19 protein-coding genes are annotated in these 19395 nt (G+C 46.6%); 8 read left to right on the forward strand and 11 right to left on the reverse strand.

The window, feature by feature from the left end:
* Nucleotide 1: 1 nt before the first annotated feature.
* The gene (locus tag ACFW2W_RS23655) at nucleotides 2-1810 is read right to left on the reverse strand and encodes a glycosyltransferase family 39 protein (protein ID WP_378184110.1); all 1809 of its coding nucleotides are present in this window, start codon (nucleotides 1808-1810) and stop codon (nucleotides 2-4) included.
* 183 nt (nucleotides 1811-1993) lie between these two features.
* On the opposite strand from ACFW2W_RS23655, the gene ACFW2W_RS23660 reads away from it, so the two are divergent.
* Nucleotides 1994-4459, forward strand: coding sequence for an ATP-dependent helicase (locus ACFW2W_RS23660; RefSeq protein ID WP_378184112.1), 2466 nt, complete (start codon nucleotides 1994-1996; stop codon nucleotides 4457-4459).
* Here the strand turns inward: ACFW2W_RS23660 and ACFW2W_RS23665 are convergent.
* Both ACFW2W_RS23665 and ACFW2W_RS23670 read right to left on the reverse strand, forming a co-directional pair.
* Nucleotides 4443-5183, reverse strand: coding sequence for a PEP-CTERM sorting domain-containing protein (locus ACFW2W_RS23665; protein ID WP_378184114.1), 741 nt, complete (start codon nucleotides 5181-5183; stop codon nucleotides 4443-4445). The genes ACFW2W_RS23660 and ACFW2W_RS23665 overlap by 17 nt on opposite strands.
* Before the next feature lie 112 nt (nucleotides 5184-5295).
* Entirely contained in the window at nucleotides 5296-5418 is a 123-nt protein-coding gene (locus ACFW2W_RS23670; protein WP_378184116.1) for a hypothetical protein, read from the reverse strand.
* An 11-nt stretch (nucleotides 5419-5429) separates the two neighbouring features.
* Here ACFW2W_RS23670 and ACFW2W_RS23675 point away from each other — a divergent pair, with 11 nt between their 5' ends.
* The gene (locus ACFW2W_RS23675; RefSeq protein WP_378184118.1) at nucleotides 5430-5903 is read left to right on the forward strand and encodes a TspO/MBR family protein; all 474 of its coding nucleotides are present in this window, start codon (nucleotides 5430-5432) and stop codon (nucleotides 5901-5903) included.
* Between the two features lie 180 nt (nucleotides 5904-6083).
* Nucleotides 6084-7142 carry a galactokinase gene (gene galK / locus ACFW2W_RS23680; RefSeq protein WP_378184236.1) on the forward strand — a complete coding sequence of 353 codons (1059 nt, stop codon included), beginning with the start codon at nucleotides 6084-6086 and terminating at the stop codon, nucleotides 7140-7142.
* Between the two features lie 28 nt (nucleotides 7143-7170).
* On the opposite strand, the gene ACFW2W_RS23685 is transcribed toward galK, so the two are convergent.
* On the reverse strand, nucleotides 7171-7296 hold the full coding sequence (locus ACFW2W_RS23685; protein ID WP_378184120.1) for a hypothetical protein: 126 nt from the start codon (nucleotides 7294-7296) through the stop codon (nucleotides 7171-7173).
* A 110-nt stretch (nucleotides 7297-7406) separates the two neighbouring features.
* Here ACFW2W_RS23685 and rpmI point away from each other — a divergent pair, with 110 nt between their 5' ends.
* From rpmI to ACFW2W_RS23705, 4 genes are all read left to right on the forward strand, one after another.
* Entirely contained in the window at nucleotides 7407-7604 is a 198-nt protein-coding gene (gene rpmI, locus ACFW2W_RS23690; protein ID WP_190413800.1) for a 50S ribosomal protein L35, read from the forward strand.
* Nucleotides 7605-7702: 98 nt separating this feature from the next.
* Entirely contained in the window at nucleotides 7703-8059 is a 357-nt protein-coding gene (gene rplT / locus ACFW2W_RS23695; RefSeq protein ID WP_378184123.1) for a 50S ribosomal protein L20, read from the forward strand.
* Nucleotides 8060-8107: 48 nt separating this feature from the next.
* The gene (locus ACFW2W_RS23700) at nucleotides 8108-8938 is read left to right on the forward strand and encodes a transporter substrate-binding domain-containing protein (protein ID WP_378184125.1); all 831 of its coding nucleotides are present in this window, start codon (nucleotides 8108-8110) and stop codon (nucleotides 8936-8938) included.
* Between the two features lie 97 nt (nucleotides 8939-9035).
* On the forward strand, nucleotides 9036-9563 hold the full coding sequence (locus ACFW2W_RS23705) for a tetratricopeptide repeat protein (RefSeq protein WP_378184127.1): 528 nt from the start codon (nucleotides 9036-9038) through the stop codon (nucleotides 9561-9563).
* A gap of 131 nt (nucleotides 9564-9694) precedes the next feature.
* On the opposite strand, the gene ACFW2W_RS23710 is transcribed toward ACFW2W_RS23705, so the two are convergent.
* The 6 genes from ACFW2W_RS23710 to ACFW2W_RS23735 all read right to left on the reverse strand — a co-directional run bounded on the left by ACFW2W_RS23710 (nucleotide 9695) and on the right by ACFW2W_RS23735 (nucleotide 16229).
* Complete coding sequence (locus ACFW2W_RS23710; protein WP_378184129.1) at nucleotides 9695-10645, reverse strand: glycosyltransferase family 2 protein; 951 nt, start codon at nucleotides 10643-10645, stop codon at nucleotides 9695-9697.
* A gap of 185 nt (nucleotides 10646-10830) precedes the next feature.
* Nucleotides 10831-11925 carry a glycosyltransferase gene (locus ACFW2W_RS23715; protein WP_378184131.1) on the reverse strand — a complete coding sequence of 365 codons (1095 nt, stop codon included), beginning with the start codon at nucleotides 11923-11925 and terminating at the stop codon, nucleotides 10831-10833.
* Nucleotides 11926-11971: 46 nt separating this feature from the next.
* Nucleotides 11972-12940 carry a methyltransferase domain-containing protein gene (locus ACFW2W_RS23720; RefSeq protein ID WP_378184133.1) on the reverse strand — a complete coding sequence of 323 codons (969 nt, stop codon included), beginning with the start codon at nucleotides 12938-12940 and terminating at the stop codon, nucleotides 11972-11974.
* A 217-nt stretch (nucleotides 12941-13157) separates the two neighbouring features.
* On the reverse strand, nucleotides 13158-14486 hold the full coding sequence (locus ACFW2W_RS23725; RefSeq protein ID WP_378184135.1) for an O-antigen ligase family protein: 1329 nt from the start codon (nucleotides 14484-14486) through the stop codon (nucleotides 13158-13160).
* A 166-nt stretch (nucleotides 14487-14652) separates the two neighbouring features.
* Nucleotides 14653-16047, reverse strand: coding sequence for an oligosaccharide flippase family protein (locus ACFW2W_RS23730; protein ID WP_378184137.1), 1395 nt, complete (start codon nucleotides 16045-16047; stop codon nucleotides 14653-14655).
* Nucleotides 16044-16229 carry a hypothetical protein gene (locus ACFW2W_RS23735; protein ID WP_378184139.1) on the reverse strand — a complete coding sequence of 62 codons (186 nt, stop codon included), beginning with the start codon at nucleotides 16227-16229 and terminating at the stop codon, nucleotides 16044-16046. Before ACFW2W_RS23735 ends, ACFW2W_RS23730 begins: the two co-directional genes overlap by 4 nt.
* Nucleotides 16230-16618: 389 nt before the next feature.
* Here ACFW2W_RS23735 and ACFW2W_RS23740 point away from each other — a divergent pair, with 389 nt between their 5' ends.
* The gene (locus tag ACFW2W_RS23740) at nucleotides 16619-18835 is read left to right on the forward strand and encodes a hypothetical protein (protein WP_378184141.1); all 2217 of its coding nucleotides are present in this window, start codon (nucleotides 16619-16621) and stop codon (nucleotides 18833-18835) included.
* A gap of 151 nt (nucleotides 18836-18986) precedes the next feature.
* Here the strand turns inward: ACFW2W_RS23740 and ACFW2W_RS23745 are convergent, their stop codons facing one another.
* The gene (locus tag ACFW2W_RS23745) at nucleotides 18987-19148 is read right to left on the reverse strand and encodes a hypothetical protein (protein ID WP_378184143.1); all 162 of its coding nucleotides are present in this window, start codon (nucleotides 19146-19148) and stop codon (nucleotides 18987-18989) included.
* Nucleotides 19149-19395: the final 247 nt, after the last annotated feature.

A 19395-nucleotide genomic window follows, 5' to 3' on the forward strand; every position in this document is an offset into this window, starting at 1 on the left:
ACTACTGACACCGATATAGCTGATAAGGAACCCCGATTCGGTAGTGCTGAGTGGAGTCAATCGTACAACTCGTTGGCTCGGCAAGTGCCAAATACTGGGGATAATCCACCAGCTTGAGTCCAGGGGCAACCACCCACAAGTTCAGCGGCGATTTTAAAGGAGTTGGGATGCCAGACAGATGTTGCCAAAGGGCATCATAACTAGGTTTCGCGTTTAAGAAAGCAAAGTAGGCTTTCTCTCCCTCCGGCTCAAAACTACCGACGCCAGGTGCCCGGATTTTATCGACTGCCAGGGCAAAGCTTAACCCTAAAGCGACATCCTGGGAATCGTTGTATCCCACCACAACCATCAGGGGAACGGTCGGTTCTAAGTTCATGTGCTGGGCGACTCGCAGGGGGTTAAAGGGCTTTAAGAATGCCAGGTTAGAAACGACAAAGATGCTGCTGAGAAGGCAAACTAGCAGTAGAAATGAGGACTCAGGACTCAGGAGTAAGTATGGAGTGTTGCTTTGCTGCTGAGTCCGGGCATTTCCATCAGAATTTTCTTGTGCATCCTCACTCCGCAATTCTTTTACCGCAGTCCCGATTGTGAGGATAGCTCCCAAAAGGGCGCACAAAGCTGGGTAATAGACAAAGTGATAGCGAGGGGCAATGGTGATGTCTTTGTCCAGCAGGTAGATAATGGCAAAGAATTGCAGCAGCACGCAAAGGGTGAAACTACCCAAGGTGAAAATTGCTGGGTAGGAGAGGGTGGAGAGGGTTTTAAAGCGACTTGGATTTGCTTGCGTGCGCCCTCCAGAGGTGGTTAATTGCCTCTTTACCTTAAAAGCATCAAAAATTTGCCATCCCAGCCAAAAGCCAAACAGAAGCATCAGCAGCCCCGATGGAATCGCCATCCATAGAGGCTGATCTTCTACGGGTAGCGCGATCGCCATCAGCAGCCAACCGATCAAAGTTTGATATAAAGGAGCAACATTATGGGGAGACGGAAGCCAACTGGTTTCCGAACGTCCAGAATGTCCCAGCAGTACCGGCAACCAAGGCATAAAGCTGAGTAAAATCCCCAAGATTGTCAGACCCAGCGCCACCCAAGTGTGAATTTTAAGCGATCGCCGCCGCTGGTAAAATATCGCTAGGAGCGTCACCAACTGCGCCACAAAAGCCAAGACAAAAAAGTAGTGGACGTAGAAGGCAATACTGTTGACAACGCCCCAGCCAAGCCAAACGCGCCATCTCGTTTGCCGATTCTTTTCCAGGTCTTGCTGAATTTGAATTAATCCCAGCAGTGCCAAGGTAATCAGCAGTATCGGTAGGGTATAGTGCCGTGCTTCTTGGGAAAGATAGACGCCAAAGGGGGAAACCGCCATAATTGCGGCGGTCATCAAACCGGCGGCGGGAAAGAAGGCGATGCGACCCAGCCAGTATATTGCCGCGATCGCTCCTACTCCGAAAATCGCAGGTAGCGATCGCAAGTCAGTGCTGAGGGAAGAGTGCTGATGGCTGAGTATTTTTAGCCAGCCGTGCATCAGGCAAAAAAATAGGGGAGGATGGGTAGACTGAGTCGCAAGTGTATGAGCAATTTCAGCACAGCTAACGTCTGGCTTCAGGGTAAAAATTTGCTTTAAGGTTGATAGGGGAAAAACTACGTTGAGCGGGACATCATCGTAAGTACGTCCCAAACTAAATAACGCTGTAATCACCTCATCTAGCCACAACGGTTTCAGGTCAAGATGCCAAAACCGCAAAGCAGCGCCCAAGACAATTACCCCAGCTAGCGCTAAATAATGTAAAAAGAACTTTAGGCGATTCATGTTTTTCCGTTGTCAGTTGCTAATTGGTAAAAAGTTTTAAGTGTTAAATTTTGAGTTTGGAATTAAAGAATTCTCTTGTAACTCAAAACTCAGACGCGATCGATCGCGTCTCTACTCAAAACTCAGACGCGATAAATCGCGTCTCTACAAGCCATTAGCTGTTTAGCCAGTCTTCCATTAGCCATGAATGACGATAATCTAATTCACCCAGATGGTACAGCAGCCCAAATGGTGCCGGATTTGGCTCAGCCGTCGCTGGCAGCAGTGCGCGAACAGGCAATGCAGCGACTCCGCAATGGGTTGCGAGCGGGGCAGCAAAGCATGGCTGACTGGCGAGGCGGCCCTTTAGCGGTTTCTGCCGTACCCGGTGCAGGTAAATCTACCGGGATGGCAGTAGCGGCGGCGTTAGCGATCGCTCGTTACCAATTGCATACTCGACGCTATTTAGTCGTTGTCACCTTTACTCGCTCGGCGGCGGCAAATATTAAAGCCAAGATTCGCCAGTGCCTGCGGGAGGATTTGCGACTACCGCAAACTGGCTTTGTTGTCCATACGTTGCACGGTTTGGCACTGAATATTGCCACCCGTCATCCAGAGCTATCGGGTTTGAATTTGGAAACTGTAACTTTGGTTTCTCCGAACCAAAGTCACCGCTTGATTCGGGACTGCGTAGAGCGATGGATGTCCCACAATCCTGGGCGCTATTCCACGCTGTTAGAGGGATGGCAATTTGATGGGGAAGAAACCGAGCGGTTGCGCCGTCAGGCAGTTTTACGCACCGAAGTCTTGCCAAGTCTTGCCAACACAGTAATTCACGAAGCAAAAAGCTCTGGATTGTTACCGGAGAATTTGTGGGAACTCGCAAGACAGACGCCGGATGATTATGGAATTTTGAGCGTAGCTGCCGGGTTGTACGAGCAATATCAAGCTTTATTGCGATCGCGCGACTTGATCGACTACGACGAAATGATTCTCGGTGCCCTGCGGGTGCTGCAAAACGAAAGCGCCCGCCAACTTTGGCAAAACCAAGTCTTTGCCGTCTTTGAAGATGAAGCCCAAGACTCTAGCCCCCTCCAAAGCCGACTGTTAGAAATTCTCGCCGCTCAACCCGCGAACAATTCCCCAGTCCTCAACTTGGTGCGCGTGGGAGATCCCAACCAGGCGATTAACTCCACCTTCACCCCCGCCGATCCGATTTACTTTCGTCGCTTCTGCGAAGCCTGCCAAGCCCAGGAACGCTTGGCAACGATGGATCGCGCGGGTCGGAGCAGCCAGACAATTGTTGACGCCGCGAACTTCGTCCTGGAGTGGGTGAATCGCACCTATGGGAGGAGCCGAGAGTCAGTGGTAGGGGCAAAGCATTCGGCGGATCGATCTGGGCAACAGGCGACCCATTCAGATGCGAATGCTTCGCCCATCCAGCAGTCAAAATCCCCCCAAAACCCAACCGAACTTCCCTTTCGTCCCCAAACAATTCTTCCCGTTGACGCTGGCGATCCCCAATCTGACGCCAACCCCGAACCAACGGGTCGAGGATTGGAAATCTACACCCCCCGCGACATTTACCACACCGTCCAGTTGATCGGAGAACGGACGATCGAATTATTTGAGAAAAATCCCCAAGGTCGGGCGGCGGTTTTGGTGCGGGAAAATCGGCAAGCCCGATTTGTGGCTGAAAGGCTGAGTTATCTGCATCAGCACCAGATTGAGGTGTACGATGTTTCCCAGAGCGATCGCCACTCTAACGTCCCCACCGAAATCCTCGCCCTCCTGCAATTTCTCGATCGCCCCCACTCCCCCGACTACATAAAAGCCGCACTAGAAGTACTCGTACAGCGCCAGCTGATTCCCACCCAAGACCTCAACGCCCTCGCCACCTTTCCAGAGCAATTTCTCTATCCCGGCCCTCTCGACCCTCCCCAAACGCCACCCGTGCATCAGGCGGGGCGGTACTGTCGCAGTTTGCTTCGCGCCCGCTTGGAACTGCCACACTACCAATTGCCAACCTTTCTAGCTCTCACCTTAAAATACGACCCGTCCGAATTGGCCACAGCGGATAAATTAGCCGAACGTATCGCCCAGCAAACCTACGGCAACAGTTCCATGAGTTCCACCCTGGAAGTCTTAAGCGAAATTGTGAATTCCGAACGCTTTGAACCCGTAGAAACTGAGGACACAGACGCCCGCTATATCCGCGCCGGTCAACTCACCATCATCACCATGCACAAAGCCAAGGGACTGGACTGGGATTATGTCTTTATGCCGTTTTTGCACGAAGATAGCATTCCCGGCAGTCCTTGGGTGCCCACAGCCGCCCAATTCCTGGGCGATTTTACCCTAGCAGAGGTCGCTAGGGCACAGATTCGCGCCAGTCTCCACGGTCAATATCCCTTACCCCCAGCACCCGCAGCCTGGGAACAAGCGGGACAGCTCAAAAACGCAGAGGAATTCCGCCTCCTCTACGTGGCGATGACACGGGCGAAGCGCTTACTCTGGATGGCAGCTGCTCAAAAAGGACCTTTCCGCTGGAACACTTTCAACTGGAATAATCAAGACAATTTACAGGAGAAAAAACCGTGTCCGGTGATACCAGCGTTGAAGAGTCGCTTTCCTAAAGCGGTGGTTGCTTTGTCTAGGATGCCGAGTTAATCTGCTTTTTTTGTTGGCGCTTGAGTCTTGAAGTTGCACCGAAAGCACCAAATGCCAGTAAACCCAATACAGAACCTGGTTCGGGAACCGAAGCGGTTTGAGTGGCGGTTAGATAACTAAGGTTGTCAAATCCCCATGAACCTGAATCGTTAGTGAAATCTACAACTGCCCGTTTTACAGGGGTTCCGCTGTAGGTAAAAGTAGTGCCTAAAACACTATCTCTAATCGGGGAGGGAAACTCATCGATGAGTTCTTCATCCAGAGTCAACTCGCTAATACCAACAGAAGTGAAGTCTTCGTCAAAGAGTTGGACGGTTAATTTGGGTATAGGCTGAAATTGAAAATCCCCTAGCTTCGCCACGTCGAACATAATATTAGAGGTAGACATGGCGAAGTCAAGTGTTAACATTCCCAGCGCACCGATTTCTAAGACGGGGGGTGATAAATCAAGTCGAGCAAATGCTCCAGGAATGCCTGTTAAACCTCCGAGATTCAATTTTCTGACAACATTGTAGGTGGCAGCAGTTGAGTCTTCTCCATTTACTTTAAAGTCGAATGTAACGCCCTTAACACTTAAATCATCTACTGGTTGAGTCGGCAACTCATCAAAAGTTAATGTGGTTAATGTAGCAGCTTGCACGCTTTTAGGTGCCATCAGTGCAGATAAGGAAAAGCAGACTGTGCTGAAGACTAAGGCTGAAAGTGTTTTTCTGAAGGTAGCCATACAAGCCATTTCTCAAAAATTGTAGAAGTTGCGAGTGGGGATGGGTAAAAGTGGAAGGCGATGTGGAATGCGATCGCTATCTATCTATAAACAGTCAAAATTGCATACACTCTCACCCCAAAGACTGATTAAAGTCATTCTTTAAATTGACACGATCGAGTTGTACGGGTTGCTTCAGATCGATCGGGAGCGCAAGTATAGCAATAGACCATTGGGCACGCGGTAGCGATCGCATAGGGTAAAAAAATGATCAAATCAATGATGATTATTGGGGGCGTGACCTTATTAGTCGCGCTAGGAAGTCTCTTGTTTAGACCGCGCGATACTCAATGGGTCAAAAACTTGAACCGACCTAGTTGGCTTGTCTTTGAGCCTCTGATTCCGTTTATCTGGACGATTGTTTTTGCAGGCGGAGCTTTATCAGCAACCATAATTTGGGAACAAGATCCAGGTAGCCTGAAAACTTCGTTATTAATGGCACTTTATCTACTATTGGAAATTGTCACAGTCGCTTACATTCCTACCACGCTCAGACTCCGTAGTCTCACAGTCGGTACGATATTAGGGGGATCTGGCGCAATTTTAGGAATTCTTTTGGCATTGGTTGTATTACCTATTTCTGGATTAGCTGCTCTTTTATTACTCCCCTATGTGCTTTGGAGTCCGGTTGGAACTTATACGACTTGGGAGATGATTCAACTGAATCCTGAGTCTATATAGTTGGGAGTTTCTAAGCTGGTTTCAAATCTATTTGTAAAAACGCGAATTTTGCGTCTCGACAGTCGGCGAAGGCAGACTTCGTTTGATAAAAGCTCTCGCAACTTCTGCCCCCCTTCAAAAAAAGGGGGGCAGAAGTTGCGATTACGAACATCGCCAGGTACTTTCTCTCAACAAACCATGATGAATTTCCAACAAATATTCGGTACAGAACCAGAAATCGAAGCCAGCGCACCAGGACGAGTAAACCTACTAGGCGAACACACTGACTATAACGATGGATTTGTCCTCCCGACAGCTATCCCCCAAAAAACGACGGTACAATTGGGTTTTAGCAAAGATGAACAGCACCACTTTTACTCTGCGGAACTTGATGAAAAAGTAGACGTTTTAGAAAGCAGTCATACGCCGTCTAGTTTCGCAAGTTATATATTTGGGTGTATCCGACTTTTAGAACAGGAAGGTAATACCATCGCGCCGATTAATGTGTACGTTACATCCTCCGTTCCTATCGGTTCAGGTTTGTCTAGTAGTGCGGCGCTGGAAGTGGCGACTCTCAGAGGATTGCGATCGCTTCTTTCACTGACTCTTGATGATGTGCAAATCGCCCAACTCGCACAGCAGGCGGAAATTCACTATGCTGGCGTGCAATGCGGGATTATGGATCAGATGGCGTCGAGCCTTGCTGACACCGATTCGATGCTGTTTCTGGACACGCGATCGCTGGAACGTCGAGTTCTTCCTTTCCCAAAGGGAGCAGAAGTTGTGGTAATCGATAGCGGCGTACCTCGTACCCTGGCGGCAAGTGGCTACAACCAGCGACGTGCTGATTGCGAGGAAGCAGCGCGGTTGTTGGGAGTGAAGGCGCTCAGAGATATTACCGATCCGCAAGCTGTAGAGTCTTTACCCGAACCGCTGCGGCGTCGCGCTCTTCATGTGGTTACAGAGGATAATCGGGTGCTGGAGGCGATACAGGGAGTCTCTGCGGAGCGCTTTGGCGAGTTGATGAATGCTTCTCATGCCAGTTTGCGAGACGATTACGAAGTTTCTGTGCCAGCGCTGGATACGCTGGTGAGGATGTTGCAAGAAACCCGTGGTGTATTTGGCGCACGCTTGACGGGTGCTGGGTTTGGGGGCGCTTGCGTTGCTTTGGTGGAGGTGGGGAAGGCGGAAGCGATCGCCCAAAACGTACTTCAACGCTACAACGGATCGGGCTACACCGGGCGGATTCTGGTTCAGTAAGGGTTAAGAGCGTTCTACACTTTATACACTAAGGGTAAGGGCGAGCCGCCATCATCGCCATCACATTGATGAACTGTTTTCCGGGGATGGCGATCGCTTCATCGGTTAAAAGTTGCCCGAATAAGCGATGTGAATTTCTCCCTAGCGATCGCATTTCAAAAGGGCAAACCTGCTATGATTCTGCCTGAGATTTGAAATTTATAACTTGTCTAATCAGCCTAAATAGTGCTAACTTTATAGATTGTGTCGAATTAAAGACCATCCATGCCTAAACTGAAAACCCGTAAAGCAGCGGCAAAGCGTTTTAGAGCCACCGGCAGCGGCAAAATCGTCCACCGCAAAGCCTTCAAAAGTCACCTGCTACAGCACAAGAGTTCTGACCGAAAACGGCGGATATCTAAAATGGCTCTGGTGCATGAACGCGATGAAGAAAATGTGCGCTTGATGCTGCCCTATTTGTAAGGAAGCAATTTGCTTTCTGTGACGAGTCTCTAGTCAATTGCTAATGACTAATGACTAATGACTAATGACCACCGATCAATAACAACTAATAATTAGCCATGACACGGGTAAAACGCGGTAACGTTGCTCGCAAACGCCGCAAAAAAATTCTCAAACTAGCCAAAGGCTTCCGAGGTTCCCACTCAACTTTGTTCCGGACAGCCAATCAACAGGTAATGAAGGCGCTGCGTAACGCCTACCGCGATCGCAAGAAGCGCAAGCGCGATTTCCGCAGCCTCTGGATCGTCCGCATCAACGCCGCAGCACGTCAGCACGGCATTAGCTATAGCCAGCTGATAGGCAAATTGAAAAAGGCGAATGTCCAGATTAATCGCAAGATGCTAGCGCAGATGGCTGTTCTCGATCCAGCTGGCTTTGACAAAGTGCTGCAACTAGCTACACAGGCTCAAGGGTAAAGGATGAAGGATGTAGGGCTTTGCCCTTCCCGAAGGGTGGGATGAAAGATGAAGCTCGCCACTCGTCTGTTGCCGCTCTCTCTCGTTCCCAGGCACCGCCTGGGAATGTTTTTTCTTTTGCTCTTTGCCAGTATAAAAACGCCAAATTTAGCGGTTGCCGCCGAGCTAAAAGAGATTGTGGAGCGCGGCTACCTAATTGTTGCAGTTAAAGACAATGTCCGTCCCCTGGCTTTTCGGGATGGGGAAGGCAAACTGCAAGGGCTGGAAATTGACATTGCCCAGCGTTTGGCAGTAGAACTTCTGGATAAACCCGATGCTGTAAAGTTGCAGCCGGTGGCGAATCGAGATCGGCTCTCGGTAGTGCTGGATGGAACGGTCGATCTGACGATCGCTAGGGTGACAGAAAATTCTTCGCGCGATCGCTTGGTCAACTTCAGCATTCCCTACTACCTAGACGGCACCGCTTTAGTCACCCAGGACGCATCCTTACAAAGGCTTAACGATCTGCAACAGAGAAAAGTCGCCGTTCTGAAAGGATCGGATACGATTTCTACGGTGCGCTATCTTATCCCCCAAGTTCAGCTAATTGGCGTCGATTCCTACGAACAGGCGCTCATGCTCCTAGAATCAGGTGACGCCGATGCCTTTGCCGCCGATGCCAGCATTCTGTGCGGCTGGGTGCAGGAATATCCCCAGTACCGACTGCTGCCAGTACGCTTGTCAGGAGAGCCGCTAGCGGTGGTGATGCCCAAAGGGTTACAGTACACTCAGTTGCGGCAACGGGTGAATGATGCGATCGCGCGTTGGAAGAGAGAAGGCTGGCTACAGGAACGGGTTAAGTATTGGGGACTACCCCAGAGCGATACCAACCGATTGTAGAAAACTTCCGCTAGGGCAGCTGTGGCGATCCTCCTCTGCCGCAACCAAGTCCCATAATGAATAGAGAAGGCAAATTAATCTCTGTATTTGAAGGGCAATGGATAACTCTCTGGCAATTTTTTATCTTTCCTTGTTGCTGGCACTGCTTGCCGTTGCCGGTTGGGCAGTTGTGCGCCAGGTTTTCAAAACCCGCAAAGTTGAAAGTGTCCTCTCCCGGCTGCAAAATAAGCTGCAAAACGACAAATGCACAACCCAAGAGTATTACGAACTGGGCAGCATCTATTTAGATAAAAAACTTTACACGCAGGCGATCTCGCTGCTTCAAAAAGCTCTCAAAGCTGAGGATGCTGGCGAAGAAACTCTCGCGCCTATCTACAATGCCTTGGGCTTTGCTTACTTCTCGCAAGAGCAGTACGACGTAGCGATTCGCAACTACAAAGAAGCCTTGAAGATAGTTCCAGATTATGTCACGGCGCTCAATAATCTGGGTCATGTTTACGAGAAGAAGAAGTTAACCGCTCAAGCGTTGGAAAGCTATGAGGAAGCGCTGAAGCGCGAGCCTGACAATGCCACCGCCAAGCGCCGCGCCGAATCCTTGCGGAAACGGTTGGTTCCCTCTACTTAAGACGCTTTTTCATCAATGAGGCTCTGCCTCCCGTGAAACTTTGTAGGGGCGGAAAGCTTTGCGCCCCTAGAGTTTTATCGGTAGCAATTTATCAGTAATATTCAGTCTGGACGGAGTATTGATTAACTTACCTAAAATTTAGTATTCTTCAGGTAATTGTAAAGCGCTCTCAGATAAATTTCAATTTTCTCTCGTAGCGTCACCGAAGATAAATAACTTTTGACAAATTCTTGACATTCCTCCTCAATTCCTCCAGAACGGCTATACATACCCAAACCTGTTGCCAACAAGTTATTGGTAAACTTAGAAAGCGATGGAAATTTCTTCTTTATCCAATAAGCTGTAAGGACAATTATTCTGGCTTGCACCTTTTGTTTATCCTTCCTCATGGAATAGGCGTTAGAGCCATGTACTCTATAAAGAGCTAATTCTTTATCAAAAATTAGCCCTTTACTCAGTCCTATTGCAGTAAATTCCAAATAACCATCATTAAGACCAATTCTCTTGGCTTCAGGCATTGGTAAAATCTGCTGTAGAAGCGATCGCCTAAAGCAAAGAGCTGTGGTAGAAGGAAGATCGTCTAATTTATCCTTCAGTTTGCCCTTTTTTATGTGTTCTCGCAGATCGTATTCGCGTTTGGGATTTTCATCACCTTTTTTACTAATAGATGCAGCTTCATTGCCATTTTTAGTAAGAGAAGGTTTACCCTCAGCATCCACCCACTTAAGCGAGTGGAAACACCATCCTAAATCTGCGCGATCGCTAAACGCATCTACAACTTCTGCCACTTTTTCTGACACATAGATATCGTCAGCATCTAAAAAGCAAATAATATCTCCAGTACTCGCGGCAAAACCAGCATTAAAAGCCGAAGCTTGTCCCCCATTTTCCTTTAGCACTGGGGTAATTTTATCTTTATAACTGGCAATAATTTCCCGTGAATTATCAGTAGAACCGTCATCTACTACAATTACCTCAGTGTGAGAATAACTTTGGTTGAGAGCGCTGTCAATCGCTTCCGCCAAGAAACGAGCATAGTTGTAGTTGTTGATGAGAATGCTAACTTTAGGATTATTGTTCATGCTTTAGCCTCTTCAATATTTTCAAATTTCATCCGTCGTCATGTTACTTTCTTCCCTCTCAAAAATTACTGAATCTGTAGGTTGGCTTGAGGAACGAAACCCAACGTTCCTTACTGGGGATCGTTCCTCAACCATTCCCTACAAATTTTTTCTAATTAAAGTAGAAACAAAGAAATAAAATCCCGTTAATTAACATTCAACACCTGCCGATACGCTGCTAGAGCGTTTAAAAGAGAGTATTCCGCAGCCTTTCGCCGTAAAGCTTCAGAATTTGCAGGCTCCTCTAAAGTGCTAATAATAGCCTCTGCCATACCCTTAACATCTCCCACAGGTACTAATTTTCCATAGCGACCCTGTTCTAAAATCTCAGCAGGACCACTTTCGCAATCAGTAGAAACAACCGTGGTTCCTCCAGCCATCGCCTCAATTAATACAGTAGGCAATCCCTCAAATAAAGACGAGAGAACGAACACCGCCGATGCAGCCATGTAAGCATAAGGATTCGCCACAAACCCAGGTAAAGCCACAACTTCTGTTAAACCTAGTTCCTGCACCAAAGCCTCAAGCTGGGGTCGTTCTTTTCCCTCACCCAAAATCATCAACTTTACCGGACGATGCTGCTGCACTTGAGCAAAAGCGCGAATCAGCGTTGGGAAATCTTTTTGTTTTTCCAAGCGTCCTACACCCAAAATCACCGGAGGTGAATCCGGTTTAAACCAAGGATGATCCAAAGGTTCAGCAACTTTTTTAAAAAGTTCCGGGGTAACAACTGGGTTGTAGATTACTTTAACCAGTTCCTTAGACAAACCCAATTTTATTAAATCATCCGCCGCCCCTTGAGATACTGTAACAACTGCATCAGCCCACGGGTAAAACCAGCGTGCCAAATAAGGTGAAATTCGCCTTTTGAGTTGAGTTGAATTTTGAGACTCTATTGAAAGAGTGTTATGCACGCTAACTACCATTCGAGTAGATACGCCACCTATTTTTCGACTCCACAAAGCCACCAAGTTTGTATCTTCCAAAGCCGAAAGTAAAGCTTGCGGTTTGTTTTCTTTTAGATAGCGTACCAGCGCGGGAAGACTGGTTATTAGCCGCTTACCCTGCAAGTCTATGATGTTTACTTCTGGCGGAACCAAAGACAAAAAAGGTCCTTCGACCTTAACTAAAACTAAGTCTACGCTTAAACCTTGCTCGATAAAACCACGAGCCAAATTAACAAGCACTCTTTCAACGCCACCACCTTCCAGGGAGGTGAGAAAAATTGCCACATTAGACATCTTAAATCCGGCAATAAATTTTTACTAATCTTAATGAGCAAAAACTCTATTGTATACCTTTGTAGAGTTTAAGCAATTCTCGGTCAGAAAGAACGCGATCGCTCTTTGTCCCAATAAAATAATATCCTGATGCTGCATCAAATGTACCGGGCTTATCAATTAAGAAATAGTCAAAATATTTTAACCAAAAGGAAGTCAACCTGGTAAAAGCTTTCACCGCAGATTTTGCCGCATCAGACTTCACGAAACTCAAAAGAAAGTATTGATATGACCAAGCTAATGCCATTCCCGGACCACACACTGCGCCACTAGAAACTTCTTCAAACTTGCGGAACAAACGGCGATGTCCTAAATGGGTGAAGCGAGTAAAATCATATCTTCCCATGTGTACTTGTTGCATAAAGGGAGTTTCTGCGTAAACTACTCCACCTTTTTTAAGTACCCGATAAATTTCTTCTACACATCGGTTCGGATCTAGAACGTGTTCGAGTACAGCTTGTACAATTACCCCATCAAACGAGTTATCAGCAAAGGGTATGTCGTGAGCGTCACAGATTAATGCTGTACAAGGACCAAAAGAAACATCACTGCTAACAATTTCCAGATCGGGATTGGAAAAAACAGCTTCCATTCCATCTCCCACTATACCCCCACCAACTACCAAAATCTTAGGCTTTTCATTCTGCTTCATCACCACCTTTAAAAACTGGTTATAATTTGCTTTTCCCTTGATATTGGCATGAATATCCGGAAGTAGATTTGCAATAACCTTTTTCAATTTTGACTGGGATTGAAAATTGAAAGTTGTATCTTGACGATTTAAAAAGTCGCTAAAAGAAAAGATACTTGAAGACTCATTGATTAAAACAGGTATCCCATCAACCACAGGAAAACGAGCTTTACACTCAGAATTTATACATTCAAATTCCTCCTTGACCAATTCTAACTTTGAGTGGCAAATTGGACAATTGAGCAATTGTTGCGTATTTTCCGATAACTTCATCTGGGTATTCATGAAATAATCCCTCTATTTTTGATTGGTAGTACAAAGTAATTTCTCTGACGAAATGCATAACCAGCTTACCCTGATATTTTGTTATCTCGTTCCCAGGCTGAGCCGGGAAATGCTTACTGTGAGGCTACGCCTCACATTCTCCGCAAGTCTTTTGGTTGTGAGGGTGGAGGTACCTCCCGTTCCAGCGTACCCAGGCTCAACCTGGGTACGAAAAACATTAAGGAAAGCTTTCTATACCTGTTTGACTAACAGTTTCTTCCCTGAATCTTTCGCTTTCTTTCCTAGTTTTTACCGCTTGGACATTTCTTAAAGAGAAAGTGATTGAGACAAATAAAACCCAATAAATAGAGTTTGGTTCAACAATCGTACTCTCGGTGTAATTATACATAGGCAAGAACGTTAAGTAGATTAGAGGCCATAGAGCTTCTGATGTTTTACTTGAACGCACGTATTTTATTGCCCGTATATAAGCAAAAGCCATACTAAGCACAAAAAACAAGGCTCCTAATAAACCAATTTCTACTCCTATATTGTAAAAGCCATTGTGAGCCTGATACACCCTGTAGCGAAGTACGCGCCACACATAATCTGACTCTCCTCCCTCTATCCAAAACGCTTGATACCCATAACCAAACCAAGGACGCTCCCAAATTTTATGCATGACAGCTTCCCAAATCTCTGTACGACCGCTGAGGGTAGGATCTTTCCCTAAACTAAACAGCAAATTGTCCCAACTGGCTACAGTAAATGTAGCCATACTTCCACCTATTAATATCAAAGTGATGAACAAGGGAATTGCCAGGTTATCGCTCCATCGCAAAGCTCTATACAGAGGTAACAGAATTATCAGAGTAAGAAAGATAACCAGGGCAGTTTTTGAAGTTGAAAGTATAATTAGAGCAGCTGCCAGACCAGCAACACCAAACGCAAGGTAGCGGTACTTGTTGCGAAGATCCAGAGCAGCGAGTAAGGGAGGAAACGCACATACAAGCATCAGCCTAGCAAAGAGATTTTTGTGTAACAATGGTCCTCGCCAAGCTCCCGAATGAGTCCCATTTTCTATTCCTGCCCCTCGCAAACCTAGCGTATACAATAAGCTAAATACTGCAACTATACCCAACGCCCACGCTATTATTTTTAATTGCTCTTTTAAGCTAAAGCGGGAAGCAAGATACAATCCAAATAAGGTTGTTATTAATGTAAATATGCCAGCTTTTCTCGATATAGCTGGGAAATCAGACCACAGAAATGAGGTGACAATAAGTCCTATCAAAACTAATAAGAATGGGTCTCTCAGAGCAGGGCGAACAACACTTTTGAACCGGGCAATAATAAAGAATAAAGTTGTCGCATAAATCCCATATTGTAGCAGTAACACCATACGGTCAAAGGAGGACGAGACGTAAAAACCGTATCCTGGTACGCCCTCAGACACATTGTAATAGCTGGCAAAATTCAAGACACCTGTGAAGACTACCAGGGTAAGAATGGCGAATCTTTTTTCAACGAAGTTTAGGAGGGGATTTACAGTTTGAGCTGGTGACATAAGGAAGGAAAATTAATCGGAATTTTCTGATGAGCTGCTAATACCATTTTGGATTTTGGATTGACAAACCCTTGTCTGTAAAGGATTTCACAATTTTAATTGCAATTCCAAAATCCAATGGTATAACTTTTAACATTGAGAGTCCGTACTTGCGATCGCGCTAACTTCAAGACGCGCCTTCAGACTTTGCTCCCCTGATACTTTTAATGTAATCTCTCAGCTTTTGGTGCGTACTGGGCAACAAAGCCACCACTACTAATCCCAGCGCCGCCCACCATCCTAACTGATAAGCAAACAGAGCAGCAGCAAAAGCACTCCACCACAAGCCAGTCAGTCGATAGTCTGGGTTGCCAATATCCCGCACCAAGTAGAAGTGAATTACAAGGTAACTCGCCAGAGTTACTACCTCAGCCCAACCGTATCCTATTAATCCCAGGCGGGGTAAAAGCAAAAAGGCTGCTCCCGCAAAAAGAGCCATGTGTACGACGTGAAAGGCTGTAACTTCCCAGTTTCGCCGCAGAACGTAGAGTGCTGAGGAGTGCATATTAAACAGGGAGTTGGTCAGGTAGCCCAAGGCGATAAAAGGATAAACTTGTACTACGGGAAGCCAGCGATCGCCAAATACTAGAGGAATTAGCCAAGGACCAACCCAACTAACTCCGACTAACAGCGGTCCCACTGCTAATATCTGTAAACCCATGCCTTCAGTTACAGCCTTTATTAGGCGTTCTTTGTCCCCCTGCAAGCGGGAGAGGGTAGCGATAGAAATTCGCCAGGTTGCTGCCTTGACAAAACCAAGAATCTCGATAATGCGAATGGCTAAAGCCACGTATCCCACCGCTTCCGCCCCGGCGAACCTACCTACTAGCAAGGGGTTGATTAGGGTACGCAGTTGCCACACCCAAATTGATGCGGAGAAGCTCATGCTGTACCCCCACATTTGCTTAACTAAATCCAAGTTCCAGGCAAAGCGGGGACGATAGCCTGCACTCCAGTAGAGTAGTGCTAGAGTTTGAACTTGCTGTAGCCACCATCCAGCCACCAGCGCCCAAACTCCGGCTCCCCGAAAAGCCATTGGAAAGGCTATCACGTAGTAAAATAATTGACCGAGAAGTTCAATTAAAGCTACTCGCTTGTAATCTAGATTCCGCTCTAGCCGAGCCAGCGGTACTTGATTGAGGAGAACTACGGGAAGTCCCAGAAACAAGACTTGCGCTACCGGGCGAAACCCTTTGATGTTCACCCAGCTTTCTATTAAGGGAAGCGCCAAAAAAGCTAAAAGCATTCCGGCAACCGCTTGCAATAGCAGCAGGGTAAAAGCTTGGTGGTATACTCCTAGTTCTTCTTCCCCTTCCCGCCGCACCAGATAAACTTCAATGCCTAGCTGGCTGAGCATCTGAAGGTACAAAAATATACTGATAGCGGCAGCGTACAGTCCGTAGTTCTCTGGGCCGATGACCTTGGTAACTAGCATCACTCCCGCCAGACTGATGAATACTCCCAGTCCCTGACGCAGTACCAGGTAGATTCCTCCCCGCATGACTTGAGTTTTTAAGCTCATGCTTGTCGTCCCTCGAAGTAGCAAATATTGCCGGGAAAACCTTGATGTTCTACCAATGAAGACTTCCAGAAAAAGAGATTTATAGATAGCGATCGCAGCTTGGGAGTCTTTAGCGGCGCAAAATTAGGGAAAATCGGTAGAATGCTCATCATTTTTTTGAGCAGGTGGCTCAGCTCCAGCACATTTTTCTCCTCAGTTTGCCTTGGTTCGTCGCTACTGTATCAGTAGACTGCCTTCTACAGGTCGTCAGCATATTTCATAGAATAAATTAGTCAATTGCCAATAATGCTAGTACAGACTGGCAAAAATATCTCAGCAGCAGTTAAAGTTATTGTAATTGGGTGCCAATCTCTTGCTAAGCAAGCAAATTTAATTTACCACAGACAACAGCGTGCATTCGTGAGAATTTTCCCCCGAAGTTTAAAGCTTTTATAAAGACACTTAATATTTACACATTTGGCATTGAGCTATGGAAGGCTTGATAATTTTTCATTAGAACTTGAAATTTATGAGTAGATAACTCAATTATTCTCTGCAAAATGGCTGTAATCGTACCAGTATTTAGTCAATCATGATATTACAACTTCTCCATCGGGCTGTGGCTCCTGTTTTTATTGGCATTATGCTTGGGTGTACTGCTAGTAGCAACCAACAGCCGATTGTAGGCGCGGGTCTTGTGTCCGCACCGATTGCACCAACTTCCTACGTCGCTGGGGCAAATGGGTATCGCTGGGCTAACGTGTCGATAGGAGGCGGAGGGTTTGTAACAGGTGTCTACACCCACAACGCACAAAAGGATCTGGTTTATATCAGAACCGACGTTGGTGGCTTTTATCGCTGGAATGCCGAAGATAAAACCTGGATTCCATTAAATGACAGCTTCAAAAGTCAAGAGAAAACATATTACGGGGGAGAAGCGATCGCCACAGATCCCAACAACCCAAATATCGTCTACATGGCAGCAGGTAAATACTCCCAGTGGCAACCCAAAGGGTCAATCTTTAAGTCCACAGATCGAGGTAAAAACTGGACTAAACTAAACATAGACTTAGGGATGGACAGCAACGACGAGCATCGTTGGGCGGGAAAAAGGCTAGCTGTCAATCCAGCCAACTCCAACGTTATTTTCTTTGGTTCGCGGCACGATGGGCTGTGGAAGTCTGAGGATGCAGGCGCGACATGGGCAAAAGTCGCTTCTTTTTCCCCAACTTTTACCAAAAGCGTTGGCATTTTGGGCATTGTGTTTGACAACCAAGTACCAGGTTTAGTCTATGCCAATGTTTACGGAGACGGCATTTATCAGTCCACTGACACGGGTGTTACGTGGAGCAAAATAGCGGGAAGTCCAGCACAAGCACAGCGAATGGCTGTTGCTAACAACAGTATTCTGTATGTAACCCACATGGCAGGGGTTAGCAAGTATCAAAACGGAACTTGGAGCAACATCACCCCAGAAAAAAAACCAGCAGCTTTTAATGCTTTAAGCGTTAACCCTCTTACACCCAACGACGTACTGGTAGCCTTAGGTCAATCTACCTCTACTAAAATCTACAGAACCTCAGATGGTGGTGTTACTTGGAAAGAGTTAAAGGCATCGATAAAGCATACCGTTCCTTGGTGGGACGACTCCATGTTTTCCTTGTGGACTTCCGCGATTGAGTTTGACCCAAAAGTTCCAGGGAAAGTATGGTTAACTGACGGGTTTGGAATTTGGCAGACAGACAATATCAACGCCAATTCGGTCGTTTGGACTAACTATGAGCAAGGACACGAAGAGGTAGTTGCTTTTGCTCTAGCTGCACCTCCCAAGGGCGCACTCTTGTTGAGTGGGGTAGCCGATGTAGACGGTTTCTATCACAACAATGGACTTAACGCCTTTCCCGCCAAAAGGTTTGAAGGTATTTCTCCCATAAATAATGCCAATCGCGACACCTACGCGATCGCCTACTCCCAAAGCGACCCTTTGCGCCTCGTTCGCGTTGGCGGTTCGAGGTGGAACTCAACTTATACAGGAGCAACTTCAACAGACGGCGGATTAACATGGAAGAAGTTTGCGTCATTTCCGGCATCAATGCCACTGCGCGTAGCTATATCGGCAACTAACCCAAATTTGTTTGTTGTAGCTGTAAGTCTTGCTCCACCCCTACGCACCACCGATGGCGGCGCATCATGGAGTGCAGTGTCAGGACTACCTAATGGTCCAAAAGGCCCGTGGTATTGGGGTCAGCCCTTGGTGGCGGATAAAGTAGATGGCAATACTTTTTACTATTACAGCGACGGCAAAGTTTACCGCAGCACTGACACAGGTGCATCTTTCAGCGTTGTCAACTCATCCATTCCAACTATCGATCAATATGCTCAGTATGCGCTAAAAACAATTCCAGATGCGAAAGATGAAGTCTGGCTCAGCCTAGACTGGGAAGGTTTATTCCACTCCACAGACGGTGGCAAAACTTTCGCTAAGTTGCCTTCAGTAGAAAAGGCGCATTTGTTTACTTTCGGGAAACCGCAGACAGGAAGTACAACTCCGGCGCTTTATTTGTATGGAAAAATTTCTGGTCTGGGCGAGGGAATCTTCCGTTCTCTCGACAGAGGCAAAACTTGGATAAGCATCGGTTCTAGCCAAAATCCCATCGGTGGGGAGCCAAATGTGATGGAGGCGAGTTGGCAGCAGTTTGGCTTGGTCTTCATTGGCACCAATGGCAGGGGCATCTACTATGGAACTCCTAACGATTCCAAGGAGCAGGCTGCTTTATCTTCCGCGCCCGTACACGCAATTCGCCCCTGAATATTGGTCAAATTTATCCGCCAAGTACCAAGGCATTAGCCTTTAACAGATTTGGGAACCTCTAGACGGTTCTTCCGCGCTAGTAACACTTTCTGTTAAAGAATTATTTTGTAGTGCGGTTACTTCTGACAACACTTGCGAGACGAGAGATTCAACCATCATCAAGACTACCGAAAATGCCAATACTACGAAACCAGCAGCCGTGAAGATAAACATTATGCTCAGAGAAATTAGTTTCTTGATAAAGGCGTTCATTTTTATAAATAGCTTTGTTTACCCCTCTAGCATATAAAACAGTACGTGGCGTTGACATCAGTGAATTTCTTGAATTAATTGTAAAGAACTTCTTTATAAACCCGAAAACCTACGGGGATACTTTTAAGTATAATTTTCAACCAGTAAATTTAAGGGTTCGTGATTAATTTGTCCTGAAAGCTAAGTTTTATAACTTAATGGTGCTAGTACATACGTAATTGAGTGTAAAAATACGTGTCGCGCTTATAACATTGGTTAAGTCTGTGTTAACGGCTATTTTTCGGTAAAAGAAATTCAAATACAAA

This window comes from Coleofasciculus sp. H7-2 (assembly GCF_042747725.1).
Lineage (GTDB): Bacteria > Cyanobacteriota > Cyanobacteriia > Cyanobacteriales > FACHB-T130 > FACHB-T130.